The organism is Corynebacterium sp. ACRPJ (assembly GCF_022347345.1).
GTDB classification, from domain to species: domain Bacteria; phylum Actinomycetota; class Actinomycetes; order Mycobacteriales; family Mycobacteriaceae; genus Corynebacterium; species Corynebacterium tuberculostearicum_D.
In genome coordinates this window covers 117,620-137,510 of record NZ_JAKRNC010000002.1, presented here as the reverse complement: position 1 = coordinate 137,510, position 19,891 = coordinate 117,620, and the positions used below count along the sequence as shown (strand labels likewise).

At 62.1% G+C, this 19,891-nt stretch carries 19 protein-coding genes; 14 read left to right on the top strand and 5 right to left on the bottom strand.

Translation table 11 applies throughout. The annotated features are described in order from the left end of the window. Positions 1 to 59: 59 nt before the first annotated feature. A complete protein-coding gene (locus MHY08_RS01970; RefSeq protein ID WP_239235055.1) occupies positions 60 to 2,273 on the bottom strand; it encodes an NADP-dependent isocitrate dehydrogenase in 2,214 nt (737 codons plus the stop codon). Between the two features lie 216 nt (positions 2,274 to 2,489). Here MHY08_RS01970 and MHY08_RS01965 point away from each other — a divergent pair, with 216 nt between their 5' ends. The 7 genes from MHY08_RS01965 to MHY08_RS01935 all read left to right on the top strand — a co-directional run bounded on the left by MHY08_RS01965 (position 2,490) and on the right by MHY08_RS01935 (position 9,222). Beyond that, on the top strand, positions 2,490 to 3,743 hold the full coding sequence (locus MHY08_RS01965) for an MFS transporter (RefSeq protein ID WP_239235053.1): 1,254 nt from the start codon (positions 2,490 to 2,492) through the stop codon (positions 3,741 to 3,743). Between the two features lie 21 nt (positions 3,744 to 3,764). Next, the gene (locus MHY08_RS01960) at positions 3,765 to 4,682 is read left to right on the top strand and encodes an exodeoxyribonuclease III (protein ID WP_239235050.1); all 918 of its coding nucleotides are present in this window, start codon (positions 3,765 to 3,767) and stop codon (positions 4,680 to 4,682) included. Further along, positions 4,682 to 5,665, top strand: coding sequence for a trimeric intracellular cation channel family protein (locus MHY08_RS01955; protein ID WP_255710244.1), 984 nt, complete (start codon positions 4,682 to 4,684; stop codon positions 5,663 to 5,665). The genes MHY08_RS01960 and MHY08_RS01955 overlap by 1 nt, the downstream gene beginning before the upstream one ends. Positions 5,666 to 5,716: 51 nt before the next feature. Beyond that, a complete protein-coding gene (locus MHY08_RS01950) occupies positions 5,717 to 5,908 on the top strand; it encodes a hypothetical protein (RefSeq protein ID WP_005322618.1) in 192 nt (63 codons plus the stop codon). A gap of 117 nt (positions 5,909 to 6,025) precedes the next feature. Further along, positions 6,026 to 7,051, top strand: coding sequence for a tryptophan--tRNA ligase (gene trpS, locus MHY08_RS01945; RefSeq protein WP_005322617.1), 1,026 nt, complete (start codon positions 6,026 to 6,028; stop codon positions 7,049 to 7,051). 102 nt (positions 7,052 to 7,153) lie between these two features. Next, positions 7,154 to 8,233 carry a YhjD/YihY/BrkB family envelope integrity protein gene (locus MHY08_RS01940; protein ID WP_239235045.1) on the top strand — a complete coding sequence of 360 codons (1,080 nt, stop codon included), beginning with the start codon at positions 7,154 to 7,156 and terminating at the stop codon, positions 8,231 to 8,233. Between the two features lie 56 nt (positions 8,234 to 8,289). Continuing rightward, a complete protein-coding gene (locus MHY08_RS01935) occupies positions 8,290 to 9,222 on the top strand; it encodes an RDD family protein (RefSeq protein ID WP_239235043.1) in 933 nt (310 codons plus the stop codon). On the opposite strand, the gene MHY08_RS01930 is transcribed toward MHY08_RS01935, so the two are convergent. Then, positions 9,185 to 10,390, bottom strand: coding sequence for a D-alanyl-D-alanine carboxypeptidase family protein (locus tag MHY08_RS01930; protein WP_239235041.1), 1,206 nt, complete (start codon positions 10,388 to 10,390; stop codon positions 9,185 to 9,187). The two genes, MHY08_RS01935 and MHY08_RS01930, sit on opposite strands and share 38 nt — an antisense overlap. Positions 10,391 to 10,429: 39 nt before the next feature. Here MHY08_RS01930 and MHY08_RS01925 point away from each other — a divergent pair, with 39 nt between their 5' ends. The 3 genes from MHY08_RS01925 to MHY08_RS01915 are packed head-to-tail and all read left to right on the top strand — an operon-like array spanning position 10,430 to position 13,041. After that, on the top strand, positions 10,430 to 11,320 hold the full coding sequence (locus MHY08_RS01925; protein WP_239235039.1) for an adenosine deaminase: 891 nt from the start codon (positions 10,430 to 10,432) through the stop codon (positions 11,318 to 11,320). An 11-nt stretch (positions 11,321 to 11,331) separates the two neighbouring features. Next, a complete protein-coding gene (locus MHY08_RS01920; RefSeq protein ID WP_005326768.1) occupies positions 11,332 to 12,009 on the top strand; it encodes a type 1 glutamine amidotransferase domain-containing protein in 678 nt (225 codons plus the stop codon). Further along, positions 12,010 to 13,041 carry an alpha/beta hydrolase gene (locus tag MHY08_RS01915; RefSeq protein ID WP_239235038.1) on the top strand — a complete coding sequence of 344 codons (1,032 nt, stop codon included), beginning with the start codon at positions 12,010 to 12,012 and terminating at the stop codon, positions 13,039 to 13,041. A 333-nt stretch (positions 13,042 to 13,374) separates the two neighbouring features. On the opposite strand, the gene MHY08_RS01910 is transcribed toward MHY08_RS01915, so the two are convergent. From MHY08_RS01910 to MHY08_RS01900, 3 genes are read right to left on the bottom strand one after another with little or no spacing between them, the layout of a single operon-like run. Then, positions 13,375 to 14,613: a hypothetical protein gene (locus MHY08_RS01910; protein WP_239235035.1), complete on the bottom strand. Its 1,239-nt coding sequence runs from the start codon at positions 14,611 to 14,613 to the stop codon at positions 13,375 to 13,377. Between the two features lie 51 nt (positions 14,614 to 14,664). Then, on the bottom strand, positions 14,665 to 15,609 hold the full coding sequence (locus MHY08_RS01905) for a C40 family peptidase (RefSeq protein ID WP_239235032.1): 945 nt from the start codon (positions 15,607 to 15,609) through the stop codon (positions 14,665 to 14,667). Continuing rightward, positions 15,610 to 15,888 (bottom strand): hypothetical protein, encoded by a 279-nt coding sequence (locus MHY08_RS01900; RefSeq protein WP_005322591.1) that lies wholly within the window; start codon positions 15,886 to 15,888, stop codon positions 15,610 to 15,612. A 57-nt stretch (positions 15,889 to 15,945) separates the two neighbouring features. Here MHY08_RS01900 and upp point away from each other — a divergent pair, with 57 nt between their 5' ends. The 4 genes from upp (at position 15,946) to MHY08_RS01880 (ending at position 19,785) form a co-directional block, all read left to right on the top strand. After that, positions 15,946 to 16,581 carry a uracil phosphoribosyltransferase gene (gene upp, locus MHY08_RS01895; protein WP_086588022.1) on the top strand — a complete coding sequence of 212 codons (636 nt, stop codon included), beginning with the start codon at positions 15,946 to 15,948 and terminating at the stop codon, positions 16,579 to 16,581. A gap of 47 nt (positions 16,582 to 16,628) precedes the next feature. After that, a complete protein-coding gene (locus tag MHY08_RS01890) occupies positions 16,629 to 17,003 on the top strand; it encodes a helix-turn-helix domain-containing protein (RefSeq protein ID WP_204610089.1) in 375 nt (124 codons plus the stop codon). A 93-nt stretch (positions 17,004 to 17,096) separates the two neighbouring features. Beyond that, positions 17,097 to 18,287 (top strand): M20 family metallopeptidase, encoded by a 1,191-nt coding sequence (locus tag MHY08_RS01885; RefSeq protein WP_239235029.1) that lies wholly within the window; start codon positions 17,097 to 17,099, stop codon positions 18,285 to 18,287. Between the two features lie 70 nt (positions 18,288 to 18,357). Continuing rightward, on the top strand, positions 18,358 to 19,785 hold the full coding sequence (locus tag MHY08_RS01880; protein WP_005326758.1) for an NAD(P)H-quinone dehydrogenase: 1,428 nt from the start codon (positions 18,358 to 18,360) through the stop codon (positions 19,783 to 19,785). The last annotated feature ends 106 nt before the right edge of the window (positions 19,786 to 19,891 follow it).

Below are 19,891 nucleotides of genomic sequence, written 5' to 3'. Positions count from 1 at the left end.
CCAAAGCCGCCCCGCAGCGAATTGATGAACGCTGCGGGGCGGCTTTTGCCTAGGAAGAATTACTTCTTCAGGCCGTCGATGATCTCGTTGAACTGAGCAACTGGGCGCATGACGGCAGAGGTCTTCTCGTCATTTGGCCAGTAGTAGCCGCCGAGATCGGCGGGGTTGCCCTGGGCGTCGACAAGCGCCTGGGCAATCTCGTCTGCCTGGGAGGACAGCTGGGAAGCCACGTCCTTGAACGCAGCGGCGAGATCGGCATCATCGGTCTGGTTAGCCAGCTCCTCGGCCCAGAAGGTGGCCAGGAAGAAGTGGGAACCGCGGTTGTCGATTTCGCCAGCCTTGCGGGACGGGGACTTGCCCTCATTGAGCAGGCGCTCGGTGGCCTTGTCCAAGGTGGCGGCCAGAACGCCGGCCTTCTCGTTGCCGTTGGTCTGCTTCTCGTGGCGGAAGGACTCGGCCAGGGCCAAGAACTCGCCGAGGGAATCCCAGCGCAGGTGGTTTTCTTCCTCGACCTGCTGGACGTGCTTCGGGGCGGAGCCGCCCGCACCGGTCTCGAAGAGGCCGCCGCCGGCCATGAGCGGAACCACAGACAGCATCTTGGCGGAGGTACCCAGCTCGAGGATGGGGAAGAGGTCCGTGTTGTAGTCACGCAGCACGTTGCCGGTCACGGAGATGGTGTCCTCGCCGCGGCGGATGCGCTCGATGGAGGTCTTGGTAGCGGTGACCGGATCCTCGATGGAGATGTCCAGGCCTTCGGTGTCGTGGTCCTTAAGGTACTTCTCCACCAGGGACTTGATGTTGCGGTCGTGGCCGCGCTCCGGGTCGAGCCAGAAGATGGTCTTCATGCCGGACAGGCGAGCGCGGTTGACGGCGAGCTTGACCCAGTCCTGGATCGGGGCGTCCTTGGTCTGGCAGGCGCGCCAGATATCGCCTTCCTCCACGTCGTGGGAGATGAGAACCTCGCCCTGGGAGTTGCGAACCTCAACGGTGCCCGCAGCCGGGATCTTGAAGGTCTTATTGTGGGAGCCGTACTCTTCGGCCTTCTGCGCCATGAGGCCAACGTTCGGCACGGTACCCATGGTGGTCGGGTCGAAGGCGCCGTTTTCCTTGCAATCCTCGATAACGGCCTGGTACACGCCAGCGTAGGAGGAATCCGGGATGACGGCGAGGGTATCCTGCTCCTCGTCATTCTTATTCCACATGTGGCCAGAGGTGCGGATCATGGCAGGCATGGAGGCGTCAATAATGACGTCGGAAGGCACGTGCAGGTTGGTGATGCCCTTGTGGGAGTTGACCATGGCGAGGTCGGGGCCGTCGGAAAGCGCGGCGTCGAAAGCAGCCTTGATTTCCTCGCCGTTGTCCAGGTTCTTCAGGCCCTCGTAGATAGCGCCCAGGCCGTTCTCGCCGTTGAGGCCGGCTGCCAGCAGCTCCTCGCCATACTTGTCATAAACATCGGCGAAGAAGGCGCGGACGACGTGGCCGAAGAGGATGGGGTCAGAGACCTTCATCATGGTGGCCTTCAGGTGGGTGGAGAAGAGCACGCCCTCTTCCTTGGCGCGCTTGACCTGTGCGAGGAGGAACTCATCCAGGGCCTTGGCGGACATGAAGGTGCCGTCGATGACCTCACCCTTGAGAACCGGCAGCTCCGGCAGCAGGGTCTGCTCGCCATCGGCGGTCTTGAGGACGATGGACAGGGTGTCCTCGTTGTCCAGAATGACGGACTTTTCATTGTGGCGGAAGTCGTTGTCCGCCATGGTGGCAACGTTGGTCTTGGAGTCCTTGGACCACTCGCCCATGCGGTGCGGGTGCTTCTTCACAAAGTTCTTCACGGCCTCCGGCGCGCGGCGGTCAGAGTTGCCCTCGCGCAGCACCGGGTTAACGGCGGAGCCCTTGACGGAATCGTAGCGGGCCGCGATGTCCTTTTCTTCTTCGGTGGAAGGGTTATCCGGGTAATCAGGCAGATCGTAGCCCGCAGCCTGCAGCTCGGCGATGGCCTTCTTCAGCTGCACCAGGGAAGCGGAAATATTCGGCAGCTTGATGATATTTGCTTCCGGGGTCTTGGCCATCTTGCCCAGCTCCGCTAGGGCGTCTTCGACCTTCTGCTCCTCGGTCAGGCGCTCTGGGAACTGCGCGGCGATGCGGGCGGCCAGCGAGATATCGCGGGTTTCCACGTCGATGCCAGCGGTGGAAGCGAAGGCCTCCACGATGGGCTTGAGGGAGTAGGTCGCCAGCAGCGGCGCCTCATCGGTACGGGTCCACGTAATCTTTGCCATGATTCTCCTAAATAACGTTGGAAAATTGTTCAAGTGCCCAGATTACCGATTTTGTGGGCGGCATGTGGGCCAGTTTGCTGATAGTGATCCCCTATTTGCCGCCCCTTGAAAAGGGTTGCGTGGCCGCTGTCACCCATGCGCGGGAGGGGTGGAGATATTCACGAGCCCCCGCTGCGGGCATGCTGTAGGCGTGCACTGGGTGTACCCTCACTCTCCATGAAAATCATCGATGAGCTAAGCCCGCGCAGCGCACACGAACACCGCATTCGCCGCCGTCCGCTGCCGTTGCAAACGGAGATTACCGCCCGCCGCCGCACCATCGTCATGGTGGCCATGGCCCTGGGCGCGTTTGCCATCGGCACGACGGAATTTGTGTCCATGGGCCTGCTGCCGCTCATCGCGGATGATTTTGGCGTTTCGGAAGAAAACGCCTCCACGCTCATCACCATCTATGCCATGGGCGTGGTGGTCGGTGCCCCGTTGATTGCGGCTTTTACCGGCAAGCTGCCGCGCCGCCGGCTAATCCTGCTGCTCATCGGCTTCCTCGTGGTGGGTAACCTCCTCTCGGTCTTGGCACCGAATTACGCCATCCTCATGGTGGCGCGCTTTATTGCGGGCATGCCGCACGGTGCTTATTTCTCCGTAGCTAACCTTTCTGCCGCATCCATGGCCCCTCCCGGCGGTCGCGGCAAGGCCATGGCCTATGTGGGCATGGGCCTGGCCATCGCCACGGTGATTGGTGTACCGGCCGCCCAAGCCCTTGGCTCCGCACTGGGCTGGCAGGCGGCCTACCTGGTGGTCGTGGCCTTGGGCATTGTCACCGCCATTGCGTTGTTCTTCCTGATGCCGCACATGACAGAGATGAAGCAGACCGATATCCGCACGGAGTTCGGCGCGTTCAAAAATAGCCAGGTGTGGTTCACCGTCATCATGGGCGTGGTGGGCTTTGGCGGCATGTTCTCCGTCTATACCTATATTTCGTGGACCATGACCGAGGTCGCCGGCATGGATGACAGCCTCATCTGGGTTGTGCTTATGGCCTATGGCATCGGCATGACCATTGGCAATGCCTTCGGCGGCTGGCTGGCTGACCGCAACCTGGAGTTTGGCATTATCTTTGCCCTGGCCTGCCTCATCGTTATCCTGACGGCCTTTTACTTCCTCTCCGGCCATGCCATCCCCGCTATCTTGTGCTTTGGCTGCGTAGCGTTTATGGGCTCCACCTTGGTACCTTCGCTGCAGCTCCGCTTGGTGCATGTGGCTGGCGACGCCCAGACTCTAGCCGCAGCCCTTAACCAATCCGCGCTGAACATCGCAAACGCGGCCGGTGCGACCATTGGCGGCGCCGTCGTGGGCGCCGGCTTGGGCTACTCCGCCCCGGCGCTGGCGGGTGCCGGCCTGGCGGCTGCGGGTTGCCTGGTGTGGGCTGCGACGATGTGGGATAGAAAGCGCCTTGCTCGCCGCGCCTAGGCGGACCGATATGCTGTTGGCATGACCCTTACCATCGCGAGCGTTAATGTCAACGGAATCCGCGCTGCGTGCAAGCAGCGCAATGAAAATAACCCCGGTATGAATGCCTGGCTAGAGGAGACTCCGGCCGATATCGTGCTCATGCAAGAGGTGCGCGCAACCCCGGAGCAGGCCGAAAAGGCCCTGGCCCCAGCCCTAGAGGCGGGGTGGCACTTAGCTCTTGCCGACGCCGCCGCAAAGGGCCGCGCCGGCGTCGGCATCCTGTCTCGCACCCCGCTTGCCGACGTCGAAGTGGGCTTCGGCTCCTTTACCGACGCCGGCCGCTGGATTGCGGCTACCACCCGCGATATTCGCGTCGCCTCCCTGTACCTGCCTTCCGGCGATACCGGTTCGCCGAAGTTGGATGAAAAGTACCGCTTCTTGGACGAGTTCCAGGAGGTGCTAGCGGAGAATGCGGCGCACACGAATTCTGATGGCAGCCCGGCCGACATGGTCATCGGCGGCGACTGGAATATCTGCCACCGCGCCCAGGACCTGAAGAATAATAAGGCCAACGAAAAGAAGGCCGGCCACCTGCCGGAGGAGCGCGCCTTCATGGACCATGTCTTTGGCGCCTTCCCGGATGACAAGCCGCAGGAGAAGAAGAACCTCGGGCAGTGGCAGGGTGTGGTCGAATACGCCGGCGGCGAGCCGTGGGCCCCAGCGGCAGAACCGCAGTGGTTCGACGTCGCCCGCCGCCTGCACCCGGAAGAAGATGGTCCTTATACCTGGTGGACCTACCGCGGCCAGGCGTTTAATAACAACGCCGGGTGGCGCATCGATTACCAGGCGGCCACCCGCCCGATGCTGGAGCGCGCGCAGCGCACCTGGGTGGATAAGGCTCCTACCGTGGAGCAGCGCTGGTCCGACCATTCCCCACTGCTGGTGGAGTACCGCTGATGACGCCACTATTTAGCGTCCTATATGTAGTTGGTATTACAGCCGAGTCCATGACCGCCGCCTTGTCCGCCGGCCGCCAAAAGCTCGATCTTTTTGGCGTCACCATGATCGCCTCCATGACGGCGCTGGGCGGCGGCACGGTGCGCGATATGATCCTCGATGACCCTCCCTTTACCTGGGTTGAGCACCCCATCTATTTGGTGATCGTCATCGTGGCGGCCGTGGTGACGGTGGGCATGTCCTTCCTCATGCACTACTTCCGCCACCTCTTCCTCATCCTGGATGCGCTGGGGCTTGCGGTCTTCTCGGTGCTCGGCACCCAAATCGCGGTCCACTTGGGGCACGGGTTCATCATTGCCTCGGTCTCCGCGGTGATTTCTGGCGTCTTTGGTGGCGTGCTGCGTGACCTGCTTTCGGATCGTATCCCGCTGGTGTTTTCCGGCGAGTATTATGCCGCCATCTCGCTGCTGGCCGCGGCGCTTTTTATGGCGCTCTACCACGGCGGTCTGGCCGAAGAACCGGCCGCTATCATTACCGCCTCCGTGTGCTTTATCGCCCGCTTGGCCGCGATCTACTTCAAGAAGGGATTGCCCGTCTTTGAGTATCGCGATGCCGAGCAGCAGATGGATCCGCGCCTGCGTTTGTCCGCGCGCATCGTGCGCGATGGCGCCCGCAAGGCCAAGCGCAAGGCGGGCGCGGCCACGCGCTATGCCAGCCCCATCACGCGCCCGCTGACCCGGCCGCTGAGCCGTCCACTGGGGCGCACGTTTAAGAACAAGTCACGAGAGTTTTCTAACGCGGCGGAGGGCACTGACTACAGCGATATGTCGAGCAACCGCATCGCGCGCCGGCCGAAGCGACAGTCGATTACGCGGCCGAGCGGCCGGCACTCGCCAGGGGCGAGGGGAGTCAACGTGGAGCAGCAGTGGAGCTTTAATAAGGGGGACGTCGGCAAGCGCAAGGCACCCAAACACAAGCAGTAGTGCTATTATGGGTAGGTCAAAAAATTCAGTAATCTGCAACGGAGAAAGTTCATGGCTCGCGCAATTATTTCTTTCGTCCTCGGCGCTGTAATCCTCGGCCTGAGCATCTGGTGGTGGACCGTTGTTGGTCCGTCCTTCGCTTTCCTCGGCCCCATCGTGCTCATGGGCGTGGGTGGCGCGCTGATGGTATCCGGTTGGGCCATCCTGATGGACGTAGTCAGCCCCACCTCCCGCAAGCTCTAACATCCTTGCGCCGCATCCCTTGCCCAATCGGGCAGGGGATTTTTCGATCCCTCGCTCAGTCGGCGCCGGGGAAGGATATGAACCGCGCGGCGAGGCTAGGGGGTAGGATAAGGCACCATGACTGCAGACAATTCCACCGTTTCCCGCGTCCTGTCCGGTATCCAACCCACCGCTGATTCCTATCACCTGGGTAATTACCTGGGAGCGCTCAAGCAGTGGATTGACCTGCAGGACGGCTATGACGCCTTCTACTTCATCCCTGACCTGCACGCGATCACCGTGGAGCAAAATCCGGAGGAGCTGCGCAACCGCACCATCGCGGGTGCCGCACAGCTCATTGCCTTGGGTATTGACCCGGAAAAGTCCACGCTCTTCGTGCAGTCGCACGTGCCCGCCCACGCGGAGCTGACCTGGGTACTGCAGTGCCTTACCGGTTTTGGTGAGGCCTCCCGCATGACCCAGTTCAAGGATAAGTCCGCCAAGCAGGGCTCGGACCGCACCTCGGTGGGCCTATTTACCTACCCGATCCTCATGGCCTCCGATATCTTGCTCTACTCGCCGGATTATGTGCCGGTGGGCGAGGACCAGCGCCAGCACCTGGAACTGACCCGCAATCTGGCCGAGCGTTTCAACAATAAGTACGGCGAGACCTTCAAGGTACCGGAGCCGTTCATCCCGGAGGGTGCGGCAAAGATTTATGACCTGCAGGAGCCGACCTCCAAGATGTCTAAGTCCGGCGCCAACCCGAAGGGCCTGGTCAACCTGCTTGATGCGCCGAAGACCTCGGCTAAGCGCATCAAGTCCGCCGTGACGGATGACTTGGGCTCGGTGGCTTTTGACCGCGACAACCAGCCGGGTGTGTCCAACCTGCTGGTCATCCAGTCTGCGCTCACCGGTGAATCCATCGATTCCTTGGTGGAAAAGTACGCCGGCCAGGGCTACGGCCACCTCAAGGTCGATACCGCCGACGCGCTGCAGGAATTTACCACTCCGCTCAAGGCGCGCTATGACGAGTTGATGGCGGACCGCGGCGAGCTCGAGCGCATCCTGGCGCAGGGCGCGGAGACGGCACAAGAGATTGCCCAGCCGCTTGTCGACGCCGTCTATGAAAAGGTCGGCTTCCTTCCCCGCCTGCGCAAGTAGTAAGCGGCCGCTTCCCCCGTGCCCCACCCCGCAAAGGGACAAGTGGGCATCTGCCAGTTACTCTAGGTGAGATAAAAACTGTGCGAGCAAGAAGGGAAGCACGTGCCTACCACCACGCAATCCTCCTCGAAGAAGACGGACCACTACGGCATCGAACGCGCCAATGCCGACGATCCCGGTGCGGTAGATAAGATTCGCTCCAAGTCCGGATTCGTTGACCACCTCATGCGCATGAACGAGCGCTACGGTGCCGAAGGCGGCAACCAGTTTGCCGCCGGCATCACCTATTATTCGGTGCTCTCCATCTTCCCGCTTGCCATGCTGGTCGTGGCCACCGTCGCCGCCGTCTTGGCTAACCGCGAGGACCTGCTCAATGATCTGCAATCCCATATCACCAGTTCTATCGATGGCGATATGGGAGATACGGTCAATGAGATCTTGGATACCGCCATTGACCAACGCGGCGCCATGTTCGGCATCGGTGGTTTGACCACCCTGTGGTCCGGCCTAGGCTGGATGAATAACCTGCGCATCGGTATCTCGGCCATGTGGGGCATCGATGCCAACGAGGGCGGTTCCTTCTTGAAGAAGAAGTTGTCTGACCTGGTGGGCCTCATTGGCCTTATCGTGGCATTCCTCATCGCCTTTGGCGTGACCGCCGCCGGTTCCTCCGGCCTTACCCAGAAGATCTTTGAGCGCGTAGGAATCGAGTCCTTCTCGGGCATGGACTTGGTGATTTTCTATGTCGGCTTGGCTGTGGGCCTTCTGGCGAACTTCATCGTCATGTGGTGGCTGATTATGATCCTGCCGCGCACCAAGGTGCCGAAGAAGTCCGGCCTTATCGGCGCGGCCATTGGTGCGGTGGCTTTTGAGCTGCTCAAGCAGCTGTCCACACTCATCATGTCCTCTGCCACCGGCAGCCCCGCCGGCGCGGTCTTCGGCCCAGTCATCGTGCTCATGGTGGTCATGTACCTAATCTGGCGCGTGGTGCTGTACGTCTCCGCATGGACCGCCACCACCAAGGAGTCCCTGAAGTACGCTCACCCGCCGGTCCCAGAGCCGGCCGTTATTCGCGTCCGCAACGAGGTCAAGGAAGGCGCGCCTGCAGGTGCGACCTTCGGCGTTGGCGCCGCTGTAGGCGCCGCGGCCGTGGGCGCATGGAGCTTGTTGCGCCGTAAGTAAAATCTCCTCCTTAGAGGTGAGGACGCCGCTGCTGTTGGGCTTTAAGATGGAGCATTATGAACGCCAATGACATCGCACCGAATCTTTATGAGGAATGGGGACTAGATCGCCGCGATGGCGAGCACGAGCTTCTAGTTTTGCTGGAGTCCAAGGATGTGCTGCTACAGCAGCAAGGCCAAGACATTGAAGAGCCGCGGCGCGCGCAGCTGCGCATCGCTGCCAGTGTCTTGGGCTCTGCTGCAAAGCGGGCCGAATACGATAAGGCGTGCGCGGCGGGAGTGCGCCCCACCTGGGGAGACCTCGGGCAGCTGGGCGCGGTAGGGCAGTGGAATCCGCGGACACAGCAGGCCCAGCAGCAAGCTCAGTCCTTCCAGCCCGGTCAGGCGGCAGGGCCAGGGCGCCACGCTCAGCAGGAGCCGCGATTTACGCAGTCCGCGAGCCCCTATGGGTCGCCCTATTCGCGCAATCCTTTTGACCCGCAGCACAATCCATTTCCGCCGGCAACGGCGAACGCGGCCGTCCCCGCACCGTTGCTACAACATCCAGCGCCTGAAATTAGTCAGCGCGCCGGTCAAGACGCGCGCATCGGCATGGCCATCTTGGACCTATTCTTTTTCTCACTCATCAGCGGTAGCTTCGGCGGCGCACTGCTTTCTGGTGGCGCGGATGAACTCTCAACGTTTATCGGTTTTGCCATCATTACGCTGCTCTACGTTTTGGGCACTGAGTGTTGGCTCGGCGCCAGCCCAGCCAAGCTGCTGATGGGCTACACGGTGCGCGATGTCGACACCAAAGAGCGGCTTAGCCTCACCCAGTCCGCTAAGCGCCAGTGGTGGCGCCTAGTCAATATCGTGCCTGGCCCCGGTACGTTCGCCAGCTGGGTGGGCGCCGGCGTGCATAGCTTCACCATTTCGGAGAAGAATAACCGCCGTGGCACCCACGATGAGTGGGCTAACGCCGAAGTAGTGAAAAAGCACCCACGCAAATAGCCAGCAAAGCTACAGCGCCGGCGATGACCCAGCCGAGCCACCCCTGCGCCCCGTCCAACGAGGAGTTCGCTGATTGTGCCTGGGTATCGGGCGACGGTGTTGCTGCAGGGGATGCGGGGGAGTCGGCGTCGGAATGGGCGTCGGCAAGCAATTGCCCTACACCATCACCGGGATGCACCTTGTAGGCCTCGTGTAGCAGCTTCTGGGCCTGCTCCCACGCGCGCGGGCCGTGCTCCACGGTGGTATCGAGCAGCACCGCTTGCAGCCGCCGGCCATGGCGGTCGAGCGCACCGACGAAGGTATGGTGCGCGTCATCGGTAAAACCCGTCTTGCCACCAATGCCATCCGGATCGTTGAGGAAAAGCCCGTTATCGTTTCCTAGTTGGTAGCCTTCATAATCTCCCCAGCCCGGAAAATCTACGGAGTCCGTATCCACAATGCGCGCGAACGTCGGGTTATGGAAGGCCGCGCGGTAAATGCGGGAAATATCCTCGGCCGAGGTAGACATCCCCGGGGCGTCGAGCCCGGAGTAGCTGGCCGCGTACGTGGAATTCGTACCGATTTCAGCCGCCTTCTCGTTAACCTTGCGCAAAGTGGCCTCGTCGCCGCCCAATTCCTGCGCCAGCGCATGCGCAGCGTCGTTGCCCGAAGCCATGAGCAAGCCCTGCAAAAGCTGCTCCACCGTGTACGTGCCGCCTGGGCCGATGCCCACCGCGGAACCATCGATTTGCGCCGATTCTTCGCCCACCTCGACCTTCTGGTGCAGGTCCAACTCGTCGATGACCACGAGCGCTAGCAGCGCCTTAATGATGGAGGCCGGCCGGTACCGGCCGTTAGGGTCCTTCATCGCGACGATCTCGCCGGTGTCGATATCGGAGACCATCCAGGCTGCGGCCACCACATCCTTATCCACTTTGAATCCTTCAGGCAGGGTGGTGCCGCAGGGCTCATCGCTGTCCACCGGAGGCAACGGGGTGGGGGAGGCCTGCCCAGGAGCGAGGCGCTCCGAGGTGGTGGTCGCCTTTTCCGGGCGTTCGGAGTGCGGGCATTTATCGGTATCCGGCGCGGCGGTACGCGTGGTGGTTGGAGCGGTCGGCGTTTCCGCCAGTGCTAGCGGCGGGCCGCTCGCCAGCACGGCGGCGAGAGAACAAGCGAGAATTCTTTTCATGACATGACACATCTTAGGCCCGTGCTTACGATGGGACGCATGCATGACGCGCCATTGATTAGCCCCGAAAACAAGGACTCCGCCGCCGACGTGGTGGCGCACCTGCCTAAGGTCTCCCTCTTTGAGACCATTAGCTCCACGGCCGCTACGCCGGAGGAACTTACCGTGACCATCCGTGAGCGCAACGAGGCCCTGGCCGCAGACGGCGTGGTCTACGCGGAATTGCACCTGGATCCAGCAGCGATTGGCCTGGACGCTGCCGCGGTCGTCGAAGCCGCCGGTGCAGCCCGCATTCCTTCCCTCGACTCCCGCATAGTCCTGGCCGGCACGGTCCCTGAGGCAGCAGTGCCTGACGACGCCCCCGTGGTGGGTTACAACCTGCCGCAGGACCAGGCGAGCGCGGCCGCGGACTTCCGCGCCGCCTACCTGCCCACCCAGATTCACGTGGGGGAGAACTTCGCGGAAGTTGAGCGCGCCGCCCAGGCCGGCGTGAATCGCCTTATCCACCCGGTAAATATGATCGATGACTTCACTGCGAATATCGAAGGCATCGTGCCCGGCAAGGCCTCTGGCTACATCCGCGACCGCCATATCCCCCTGGTCTTTACCCCACTGGAGGAAGCCGAGGAGCTGACCGACCACCCACTGCCACTGCTGCAGCAGCTGGGCTTTACCTGCACTATTTCCTCGGGCGAGACCACCTTGACCAAGCAGTTCCTCGCGCTGAGTGAGACCTTTGGCTATGGGCTGGAGGAATTTTTCGATCTCACCGTCAAAGCGGTGGAGAATTCCTTCGCTGACCAGGAATTACGGCAGCATCTGCTAGAAACGGTTATCCTGCCAGCATACGAGGAACTTTCAGACCCCGAGCTGGCAGGCCCAGACACTGAAGAGTCTTTGGCAGACGCCGCTGAAGAAACTACTGACTAAAGGAGAATTACATGCCTTCCGTACTTTTTGTTGTTACCGCCGCTGAGGAATGGACCCTGGCCGATGGCACCAAGCGCCCGACCGGTTACTGGGCCGAGGAGCTTATTGCACCGCACCGCGCCTTCCAAGGCGCAGGCTGGGATATCCACTTCGCTACCCCCGGAGCAAAGGCTCCCGTCGTAGACGAGTACAGCCTGGAGGTACTGCCCGATAACGTGCGCATGGCGCAGGAAAACTACCTGGCAGAGTTGGGCGTAGCGCTCGAGCACCCGATGAACCTGGCCGATGTCAATGAGGAAGACTATGACCTCATTTTCTACCCAGGCGGCCATGGCCCGATGGAGGATCTGGCCTATGACCAGGATTCCGCTAAGCTTCTGCAGGCTCGCATGGATTCTGGCCGCAAGCTTGCTTTGCTCTGCCACGCCCCAGCGGCGATGCTGGCTGTAGATAACGAGAACTGGCCGTTCAAGGGCTACAAGATGACTGCTTTCAGCAATGCTGAGGAGGGCGAGGACGTCATCGCCGCCGCTAAGTGGGCGCTGGAGACCCGCCTGCGCGAGCTCGGCGCGGATTACCAGGAGACCGATCCGATGTCCCCGAACGTCATTGTGGATCGCAACCTGTACACCGGCCAGAACCCGGCTTCCTCTGAGCCGCTGGCACAGCGTATTCTGCGCGATTTCTAAATGAGCGTTTCGCGAGTTCTCAAGGCTGGGGCTGCCCTGACCGGCGTGGTCGGGGCAGCGGGCATGGCGGCGTATGCACTCAGCCGCCGGCCGTACCTGCGTGAGGTGGCACCGGGGCTGCGCAGCCCGATTTTGTACCTGCCTATGCACCTGCTTGCCGACGCCACCTTTGCCCGCGCCAGCCGCTTCTTTGCCAGCATCGACTTTTCCCGTCCGGTGCGGCACGCGGTGGATATTACGGAGTTTGCCGCTTCCTTCGATGGCCACGCCTTTAGTGCCCGCGTGCTTACCCCACGCGGCGATGCCCAGGGCGCAGCCACCGCTGGGCCGCGCCCCGTGGTGGTGTGGACGCACGGCGGCGGCCATCTCATTGGTGGTCCGGCCATGTATGACCTGCAAAATGCACGCATGGCGTCCGAGCTCGGTGCCATCGTGGTGGCCCCGCGCTACCACAAATCCACCCAGGAGCCGTTCCCCGCGGACCATGATGAGTGCTATGCCGCGTTGCGCTGGGTGCAAGAACACGGCGATAAGCTGGGCGGGGATACCTCGCGCATCGCGGTTGCCGGCGATAGCGCCGGCGGTGGCCTAGCCGCGGGCTTGGTCCAGCGGGCCTTTGATGAGGGCCATCCGGTCCGCGCGCTCGGCTTGGTCTATCCCATGCTGGATCACCGCACCACGGATAAGTCCGGTGCGGTGGGCCAATTCATCTGGACGGCGGGCCCGAACCGCGGCGCGTGGTCCATGTACCTGGGAGATGATCACCTGGATGTTGACCTGCCGCCCTATGCTTCGCCGGCCACGCGCACTGACCTCTCTGGGCTGCCCCCGACGTGGATCGGGGTTGGTGGCATCGACCTCTTCTGCGATGAATCCGTGGCCTTTGCCCAAGCCCTCGACGCGGCCGGCGTGGATACGACCCTCGACGTGTGGGCCGGCGCCTATCACGGCTTCGACCAGATTAAACCCAAGGCGCCACAATCGCGCGAGCTTATCGACGCCCTCATTGACCACCTCCGCCGTCACCTCTAAGGTCACGTACTAAGGGAGGACGAGCGATGAAATACAACACGCACGTGTCGTGGGTCGTAACTTTCGCCAGCGTGATTGTTCTCGGTCTGATTCTGGGCGGAGTCTTTGGAATAGGGACTCTAGGCCGCTCCATTATTGGACTCAGTTTGGCGATAGTGTGGCTGATTTTCGATAAATACATGCGCGACCGGACCCGGAGCCGACGCCAAGAGGAAGAAGCGCCGGGCCGCTAGACGCAAAAAGCCGCCCCTCTCCGTCCAGCTGCTGTGCAGTGGGGCAGAGGCTAGGGCGGCGGATGCCACGCGCGGCCGAGGCCGCGCGAACCGTGCAGGTTTAGAACTTAGAGAAGCGCTTGATGAGCATATCTTCCAAGCCCTTCCAGGACTCGGCGTGCTCGTTATATGGCTTGGACGGTACGTAGCCGGCGTGCTCGGTGGAGCCGAGCATGTAGCCCAAGTAGTCCTGCAGGCGCGGGTGGGCCAGCATATAGGAGTTAATGGAATCGTCGCCGGCCCAGTCAGCGGCATCGGCGCATACTTCATAGCAGCGCGCCATCTGATCGGAATCGACGGCCTCTGGGCCCTTTTCGATATCGCGCACGATGCCATTGAAAGAGTACTGGTTATCCGGGTGGACCTGAACTTCTAGCTCGCCGGCATTAGCGGCGGCGACAACCTCTTCCCAGGTGGATACGCGGGCTAGGTCGTGGTCATCGTTGTCCATGATCCAGCGCACCAGGGTCTTCGGGGAATCGAAGGTGAAGATCTCGCCCCACTTGCCCAAGAAGATGGGCTTGCCGTCCAGGTAGGTGCGCAGGGTGTAGACAGACTTGGACTGCGCGGTGATCTTGATGGGATCGATGCCAGCGGCGGCCCACGGGGAATTATCGTACGGGTCAGCGGCCTCGGCGGCGGCCTTGCGCTTTTCCTCGGCTTCCTTGGCCGCTGCAGCGGAGGCGGCAGCAGCAGAAGAGATGCGCTCCTTGGCATCGGAAACCTTGGCCGCATCAAAGTCATCGCTGGAGACCACGCGAACGTGCTTATCCAGGTCCTCGATGACCTTCTTCCAGTTACCGGCGATGACGTGGCCCACGCCGGACCACTCGCTCATGCCCTGTTCGCCGGAGTAGTGGTCGGCGCCACGGGAGACATTGCGCAGGATGGAGTGGGAGGCGAAGAAGATGGTGGTGTGCTCTGCACCGGCGACGTCGGCAAGCGCGGAGGCTATCTCCAGGTTGCGGGCCACCGTGGATACGTTCCGGTGGCTCGGGCGACCAGCCAGCGCCTCCGGCATGCCGATGAGGTCATACTCATCGCGCTCCGCCGGGGTAACGCGGTCCGCATCGCGGCCAGCAAACTGGTCCCACTGCGGGTGGTCCAGCAAATCATGCTTAGTGCCAGACTCCACGAAGCACAGCAGCTCGGCGGGTGAGTTAAAGGCTAGGACGGCCTCGTCGTCGCCCAAAAAGGCCTGCCACTCGGAGCCATGTTGGCGCCACTTGGGTGCCCAGAGGGTATAAAAATCGCCCTCGGTCAGCGAGAGCTTTACAGGTACAATTGCGCGGGTGCTCATGGCGTTTTAGTCTACCCAACGCCCTAAGCAGTGCGCGAGAGCGCACCGGCCTTAGGCTGTGGGGCGCCAAAAGCCTTTGAATTGCATGCCCATATTCGTGGTGCGCAGTGGGTTGGTTTGCACCGGATCACCGGCCTCCACGATTTCGCCATTACCGGAATACATTGCCACGTGCCCATCCCATACCACCAGGTCACCGGGCTGCAATTGATCCGCACTGACCTGCTGACCAACCGCCTGCTGGTCCGCCGTGCGCGGCAAGTCCACTCCGGCCTGTGAATATGCCCATTGGGTAAGGCCCGAGCAATCAAAGCCACCGTTTCCGGTGCCACCCCACACGTAGGGTTGTCCCACTTGGCTCTTCGCCGCGGCGACCGCGGCCTGCCCGGCGGCCGAACCACCCTCGGCAGAAGGCTCTGGTGCGAGCGGGGGAGAAGATACCTCGTGTGCGGGAGCATCGGCGCCGGCACCAGCGCCCGCCGCAGATTGTGCCGGAAGAGCGGTGGCTTGCTGAGCACCGGTGGGGCTTACTGGGGCGTCGGCAAGCGCGGAGTGCACCGGCCGCTGCGCTACCGGCTGCAAGGACTGAGCGGCCGCGCTGAGATCGCCCATCAGGCGCTGCACGCGGGCAGTAGCCATGCCCAAGTGCTGGGAGATAAGCGCGCGCAGCTGAGCCAGAGCAGCGGCACGCGCCGATGGATCCAGCGACAGGAAACCCAGCGCAGTGGGCAGGGCCTGGCGTACCAGCTGCGTGGCGATGCCCACCAGATCCCGGATGGTGCCCGCCACCAAGGCGCGGGCCTGGCCGAGCGCGGCAGAAATGGTTGCATTATCGAGATCGATACTTTTTGCCGATTCGAGTAGGGGAGCGGGATTGCCGTGGGCGATAGCGGCCAAAGGCTCGGCGGCGGAAAGATCCGGCACACGAGGAAGCTCAACTTCCGGAAGCTGCGCCGGTTGCATGGTGGCAATCTGCTTAAGCGCGGTATCGAGCATCTACATCGCCGCCCCAAGGTGCTGGCCTAGCGAGGCATCGGTGTCTTCTGCCTCGCGCGACATCTGGAAACCGGAGTGGGCAACCTGCCCCATATCGTTGCGCAGCACGCTCATGCGCGCGCCCACATTATCGAGCGCGGCATGCACCGCCTCGTTGAAAGCGGTGAATGCGGAATCTTCAGGCAAAACGGGATGGGGCGGATTCTCCCCTTGGGACTGGGCGTGCAGGTCGCGGGCGAGGTGGCGGGCATAGTCAGTATCGATCGTGAAAGGTCTCATGCCCTATTGGACTGCCCGATGGCCCATTTGGTTCCCAAAAAGTTTAAAGTGGTGGTCATGGACATCCACGTAGTAGACCACCCGCTTGCCGCCTCCCGCCTTACCCTCATGCGCGATGCGCGTAGCGACAACTCCGCCTTCCGCGCCGCCCTGAAAGACTTGGGCGCCATGCTTGTCTATGAAGCATCCCGCGACCTTGCCGTGGAGAATTTCGACTGCGCCACCCCGGTTTCTACCGCACAGGGCACCCGCCTGCAGGACCCGCCCATTATCGTGCCGATCATCCGCGCTGGGCTGGGCATGGTGGACCCGGCCCTGTCTATGATTCCGGATGCACAGGTCGGCTTCATTGGCATGGCGCGCAACGAAGAGACGCACGAGCCAGTGCCATACCTGGAGGCATTGCCGGAGGACCTGACCGGCCGCACGGTGTTCGTGGTGGATCCAATGCTGGCCACCGGTGGTTCCCTGCTGCACGCATTGCGCCTGCTTGCCGATCGTGGCGCCACCGATATCACCGCCATCTGCATGGTCTCGGCGCAGCCGGGTGTGGATGCGCTGGCTGAATCCGATCTGCCGGTGCGCCTAGTTACCGCCGCTATCGATCCTTCGCTCAACGAGGATGCTTATATCGTGCCGGGCTTGGGCGATGCCGGCGACCGCCTCTACGGTCCGCGCAATATCGACCTTTAAGGTAATCTTCTCCCTGGAAAGGCGACCGCACTTTCCAGGGGGAGAATATGAGTTTCATTCATCTAATGTGGTCGAGCTACGGCCACGGATTTTCGCAACAATTGCGGCGGGTGCGACAGCGTCGGGGGATTTCGCAGCAGGCGCTGGCGGAGATTTCTGGGGTCTCGCGCAGCCAAATTTCCAATCTGGAGCGCAACGAAAATGGCGTGCACGCCATGGCCGATCCGCAGCTGTCTACGGTATATAAGCTGGCCTTGGCTCTAGAAATCCCGCCGGCGGTACTGCTGCCGGCCGGCGGGGACGTGGTGGAAGGGCACTTGGCTGATTCCGCGGTGGTCGTCGCCGAGGACGTCGCGCCTTTCCCGCGGGGATACGTGGACCGGCGTAGGTTTGCTGCCACGTGGAATGGCGCCTTGAGCTAGCGCACCCCGCATTACCACCTGAGTTACTGAACCACATGGTCTAGTTGTAGACTTTGCACCCGGACGTATTTCAACGACAGGGAAGGCACGCGGATGATCTCGGAATTCATCAACGAGTGGTTCAATGCCCACCGTGCGGAGGTCATCGCGTGGCGGCGCCATATCCACCGCTACCCGGAAACCGCGAACCAAGAGGTGGAAACCACCAACTTCCTAGCCACCGTTCTGCAGGACTATGGCTTGGAGCCGCAGCGCTTCCCACAGACCGGCCTCATGGTAGATATCGGCCCCGATACGGAACTAGGCCGGCTGGCCTTCCGCGCCGATATCGACGCCCTGCCGGTCACCGAGGTCACCGGCCTGGAATTTACCTCCGAGGTTCCCGGAAAAATGCATGCCTGCGGCCACGACGTGCACACCACCGTGGCGCTCGGCTTGGCCTGTGCGTTGGCGGATTTCCAGCGCGTCCACGACCTGCCGCTAGGCATTCGCGTCATCTTCCAGCCGGCCGAGGAGGTGTGGGTCGGCGGTGCGACCGACGTCATTGAATGGGGCGCGCTGGAGGGAGTACATTCCATTTTTGCCATCCACGCCGAGCCCAAGCTGCGCGTGGGGCGCATCGGTATCCGCGCCGGGGCGATTACTTCTGCTACCGACGTGGTGGAGCTCAATATCAAGGGCCCGGGCGGGCATACCTCCCGGCCGCACCTGTCGGCTGACGTTGTGTATGCCTTGGGCAAGGTGATAACCGAACTGCCCGCGCTGCTCTCGCGCCGCGTTGACCCGCGCACCGGCACCGTTTTGGTCTTTGGCCAGGTCAATTCCGGCTACGCCCCGAACGCTATTCCGGAGACCGGCAGCCTGACCGGCACCATGCGCACGGCCGATATTGGCATCTGGCGCGATATGCAAAGCCTCTTTACCGAGCTGGTGGAGCAAATCCTCGCGCCGGTAGGCGTTGAGCATGAGCTGACCTACAACCGGGGTGTTCCGCCGGTGCTTAACGACGACGTCGCCACCGCCCTGCTTGCCTCCGCCGCCCAATCCATCGACCCGCAGGCCGTAGTGCAAGCCCCGCAGTCCTCCGGCGGCGAGGACTTTTCCTGGTACCTAGAAAAGGTCCCCGGTTCCATGGCGCGGCTTGGCTGCTGGTCCGGCGAGGGCGAGCAGCATGACCTGCATATGGGTGATCTCATTGTGGACGAGCGGGCTATTGGCGTGGGCATCAAGCTCTTCGGCGCCGTGGTTGAGCAGTTCATAGGGGAGAATGCGGAGACAGACTAACGCGCTGAAAGGTTCTACACGTTAAACTCGTAGGCGACTTTTAAAGTGGAGCCGATAAAGGAGCATGTGCGTGTTGAACCAGACCAAGCGAATCGTCATCATCGGCGGCGGCCCAGCCGGCTATGAGGCAGCGTTGGCAGGTGCTAAATATGGTGCGGAAATCACCATTATTGAAGACCAAGGCATGGGCGGTAATAGCGTTATCTTGGACTGCGTTCCTTCCAAGTCCTTTATCGCCGGCGCCAATATTAAGACCGACCTGCGCCGCGCCGAGGATATGAAGCTCAACGAGGGCATTGGCCAAGCCGACCTATCGCTCACCGCGCTGAATAAGCGTGTGCAGGACCTAGCAAGCAACCAGTCCTCCGATATCCGCGCCACGGTGGAATCCCTAGGAGCCCGCGTTATCGACGGCCGCGGCTACTTCCCAGAGGATCAGGAAGCCGATGCCTTCGGCGGCCACAAGGTTACCGCCGTATTTAACGAGGACGGCCACGAGGAAACCATCGACGCTGACCTCGTCCTGGTAGCTACCGGCGCGACCCCACGCATTCTGCCGGGCGCGCAGCCAGACGGCGAGCGCATCCTCACCTGGCAGCAGGTATACAACCTCACCGAGCTTCCCGAGCACCTCATCGTCGTCGGCTCCGGCGTGACCGGCGCCGAGTTCGTCTCCGCCTTCGCTGAGCTGGGCGTGAAGGTCACCATGGTTGCCTCCCGCGACCGCATTTTGCCGCATGACGACGCCGACGCGGCCGACGTCCTCGAGACCGTGCTGAGCGAGCGCGGCGTGGAATTGGAAAAGAACTGCCGCGTGGAAACCGTCAACCGCACCGAGGACGGCAACGTCCTGGTCACCACGCAGGACGGCCGCGAAATCACCGGCTCCCACGTCATCATGTCCATCGGCTCCATCCCGAATACCCAGGACCTCAAGCTGGAGAATGTCGGCGTAGAAACCGCCAAGTCCGGCCACATTCAGGTCGACCGCGTCTCCCGCACCAATATCGCCGGCATCTACGCCGCGGGCGACTGCTCTGACCTCTTCCCGCTGGCATCTGTTGCCGCAATGCAGGGCCGCGTAGCCATGTACCACGCACTAGGTGAGGGAGTTTCCCCGCTGCGCTTGAAGACCGTGGCCAACGCCGTCTTCACCCGCCCAGAAATCGCCGCCGTCGGTTTCACCCAGGCAGAGATTGAGGCCGGCGAAGTCGCCGCCCGCACCATCACCATGCCGCTTAATACCAACCCGCGCGCCAAGATGCGCTCGCTGCAGCACGGCTTTGTCAAGCTCTTCTGCCGCGCCACCTCCGGCCGCGTTATCGGTGGCGTCATCGTTGCGCCGACCGCCTCCGAGCTCATCCTGCCCATTGCCATGGCTGTGACCAACCAGCTCACCGTGAACCAGCTGGCCGATTCCTTCGCCGTATACCCGTCCCTGTCGGGCACCATCACCGAGGCTGCGCGACGCCTCGTTGCCCACGACGATTTGGAGTAAAGCTTCCTTCGCTTTTTGAGGACGCCTTTCCCAAGTGGCATTAGCCTCCTTAGCTCTGAGAACCCTGAGTCATTCTTGAGCTAAGGAGGTTTTCTTGGTACTGACT

What these genes read in the sequence shown, in the direction of transcription:
- MHY08_RS01970 (WP_239235055.1), bottom strand. Translation starts at nt 2,273, where the DNA reads ATGGCAAAGATTACGTGGACCCGTACCGATGAGGCGCCGCTGCTGGCG.
- MHY08_RS01965 (WP_239235053.1), top strand. Translation starts at nt 2,490, where the DNA reads ATGAAAATCATCGATGAGCTAAGCCCGCGCAGCGCACACGAACACCGC.
- trpS (WP_005322617.1), top strand. Translation starts at nt 6,026, where the DNA reads ATGACTGCAGACAATTCCACCGTTTCCCGCGTCCTGTCCGGTATCCAA.
- MHY08_RS01955 (WP_255710244.1), top strand. Translation starts at nt 4,682, where the DNA reads ATGACGCCACTATTTAGCGTCCTATATGTAGTTGGTATTACAGCCGAG.
- MHY08_RS01960 (WP_239235050.1), top strand. Translation starts at nt 3,765, where the DNA reads ATGACCCTTACCATCGCGAGCGTTAATGTCAACGGAATCCGCGCTGCG.
- MHY08_RS01900 (WP_005322591.1), bottom strand. Translation starts at nt 15,888, where the DNA reads ATGAGACCTTTCACGATCGATACTGACTATGCCCGCCACCTCGCCCGC.
- MHY08_RS01885 (WP_239235029.1), top strand. Translation starts at nt 17,097, where the DNA reads ATGATCTCGGAATTCATCAACGAGTGGTTCAATGCCCACCGTGCGGAG.
- MHY08_RS01935 (WP_239235043.1), top strand. Translation starts at nt 8,290, where the DNA reads ATGAACGCCAATGACATCGCACCGAATCTTTATGAGGAATGGGGACTA.
- MHY08_RS01910 (WP_239235035.1), bottom strand. Translation starts at nt 14,613, where the DNA reads ATGAGCACCCGCGCAATTGTACCTGTAAAGCTCTCGCTGACCGAGGGC.
- upp (WP_086588022.1), top strand. Translation starts at nt 15,946, where the DNA reads ATGGACATCCACGTAGTAGACCACCCGCTTGCCGCCTCCCGCCTTACC.
- MHY08_RS01930 (WP_239235041.1), bottom strand. Translation starts at nt 10,390, where the DNA reads ATGAAAAGAATTCTCGCTTGTTCTCTCGCCGCCGTGCTGGCGAGCGGC.
- MHY08_RS01925 (WP_239235039.1), top strand. Translation starts at nt 10,430, where the DNA reads ATGCATGACGCGCCATTGATTAGCCCCGAAAACAAGGACTCCGCCGCC.
- MHY08_RS01905 (WP_239235032.1), bottom strand. Translation starts at nt 15,609, where the DNA reads ATGCTCGATACCGCGCTTAAGCAGATTGCCACCATGCAACCGGCGCAG.
- MHY08_RS01915 (WP_239235038.1), top strand. Translation starts at nt 12,010, where the DNA reads ATGAGCGTTTCGCGAGTTCTCAAGGCTGGGGCTGCCCTGACCGGCGTG.
- MHY08_RS01950 (WP_005322618.1), top strand. Translation starts at nt 5,717, where the DNA reads ATGGCTCGCGCAATTATTTCTTTCGTCCTCGGCGCTGTAATCCTCGGC.
- MHY08_RS01890 (WP_204610089.1), top strand. Translation starts at nt 16,629, where the DNA reads ATGAGTTTCATTCATCTAATGTGGTCGAGCTACGGCCACGGATTTTCG.
- MHY08_RS01920 (WP_005326768.1), top strand. Translation starts at nt 11,332, where the DNA reads ATGCCTTCCGTACTTTTTGTTGTTACCGCCGCTGAGGAATGGACCCTG.